The sequence below is a fragment of the Pseudomonas spelaei genome (assembly GCF_009724245.1).
Classification (GTDB): Bacteria; Pseudomonadota; Gammaproteobacteria; order Pseudomonadales; family Pseudomonadaceae; genus Aquipseudomonas; species Aquipseudomonas spelaei.
Genome location: NZ_WNNK01000061.1, coordinates 1 through 2,110, shown reverse-complemented (window position 1 = coordinate 2,110; position 2,110 = coordinate 1). Strand labels below are relative to the sequence as shown.

The 2,110-nt window shown below is 59.4% G+C and carries 1 pseudogene; it reads right to left on the bottom strand.

The annotated features are described in order from the left end of the window. Window positions 1-2,076: pseudogene (locus tag GNF76_RS29170) on the bottom strand (hypothetical protein); the annotation flags it as partial. Window positions 2,077-2,110 lie beyond the last annotated feature (34 nt).

The window sequence follows — 2,110 nt, the reverse complement described above, 5'->3', positions numbered from 1 at the left end:
ACCGGGAATGCCGGTCCAGCAGGCACGCACCCGGTCTGAGGGGCGCATTTGCTGGAAGCTTACCCAGATGGTTGCCCCCGCCTCGGCGGCTTCCGGGGGCAGTTGATCGGGGTTGCGGGAGGCTTCCAGCACCTCGGGCCTGATCAAGTTGCCCAAGGCCGGTCCCACGCTCACCACCAACACTTCAGAGCGCAAGATCGGCCCGCCGTTCGCCGGGATCAAGGTGTAACTCAGGCGCAGTTCACCATTGTTGTTCAGGTCGACATAGACCTTGTCCACCGGAAACTCAACCGGTTTACCGGCCGTGCCGCCATTGAGGATGATTTCATCGCCGGTGCTGCCACCGACCCCCGTGCCCACCCAGCGCCAGATAAACACATCACCGGGCACGGTCCGCACAAAGGACAGCGTGACAATCGCAATGCCGATCACATCTGCCGGATCAATGTTGCCATGCTCGTCGACGTGTTGAAGCAGTGGTGGCGGCATGTCAGCCACACGCTCACCGAACTGTACCGTCAGGTGTTCGGACTCTCTGATCGCCAGCGCCCCAACGCCGCCCAATGCACCGATCAGACCATCATCCACACGGTAGAAAATCTTCACATTACCCAGGCCAATAAAACGTCTGAACTCGCTATTGACCACAATCCGAAAGCGCGTCGGTGGCGGTGGGTTGCCTGCCAGCAAGGTCTGCTCATAAAACTCCACGCCACCGCCAGGCCGCACGGCTTCCATACGCAGGGTCACGCTGTAGTTACGGTCGTAGGGGGTGTACTCCGGGAACTCCACGGTGATGAAGTCCAGGGTTGGGTCGATCAAGCCGGCGTCGCTCTCCACTACGTTGACCGGTGGCATGGTCGAGACCGTGCCAAACACCGTGACCGTGAGGCGGCGTGAAGTGCCGATCACCGTCCCGAGAGGGAACTGCAACTCATAGCTGATTTGCATCGAACCGTTGATCAATTGCTTGAGAATGCTATTGGCCACATCGGTAAAAGACGAGCGGTTGATGCGGGCCGGGAACGCTGGCAACTCAACGACCAACGCGGAGCCGTCGACACGGGTACCGGTCAGCGTGACGACGATCTGAGTCCCGGCCGGGGTGACGGAACCATCGGGCAGCCGGCTGGGCACATAGACTTCGACCTCAAAGTGGTCTTCCCCTTGGGTATCGAAGTTGACATCGGTGATGTCGATGCCATTCCACAGAAAGTACGCACGCTCCAGCAGAGCAGGATCCAGGTCGGCTTCCAGGTGAACGGCCCGGGACCACTGCTGCAATTCGCCAGAGTAGTTCAGCACCTCGTCCTGGACCCGAAAGCGGATAGTCAACAGACCGCTGCCGTTGGGCCGGAAAATGATCTCCGGCTCCACCACTATTTCGATGGGTTTAACCCCGTCGACGTGATCTTGATCCAGCCGCAGCAGCACCAGGTGACCATTCCAATACAGTTCAATGGTGTCACGCACCCGTATATCCGGATAACGCTCAACCGTGAGCACCACCCCCAGACTGGCCCGATCCGGGTCCAGCACGGCCCCAGGCCTTTGCAGGTCGGCGGGCAGATGCACCTTCAACTCCGAATGGTAAGGCAGCCCAGGGTCTTGATCGACGCCTCCTGGGCGGGTGTCCTTGATAAGCCAGGTCTGCGGAGGGGAGGTGCTCTCATTGTTGCTGCCCACGCGCAGTACACGCCCGAAACAGGGGTAGATAAACCCCAACGGCACCAGCTCACGACGGATCGCCAGTTGGTAACGCGATTGAGTGTTTTCACCTGGCCGGATTTCATCCCAGGCCAAAGGGAATCGTGTGCTCCCCATGAAAAACTCGAACACATCACCGACGTTCAGGTTGAACCAGCGTTCAAAGGTCACGAACAGGCTGTTTTCAATATTGCGGATACCTAGCCCGACATCGGCATTCACCACGGGCTGGACCGCGTTGTTGACATAAGGGGGTTCGAGGTCCTCAACGAGAACGCCTCCTCCTTCGCGCCCGGAGCAGAAAGAGCGATCAGGCAAACCAGGCTCGGAGGAGGGAAAAGACTCGGTGACAATTGGTTCGTCAGACATGGCAAGAGTTCCTTGCGAGGAAGCGCCGGGGGGG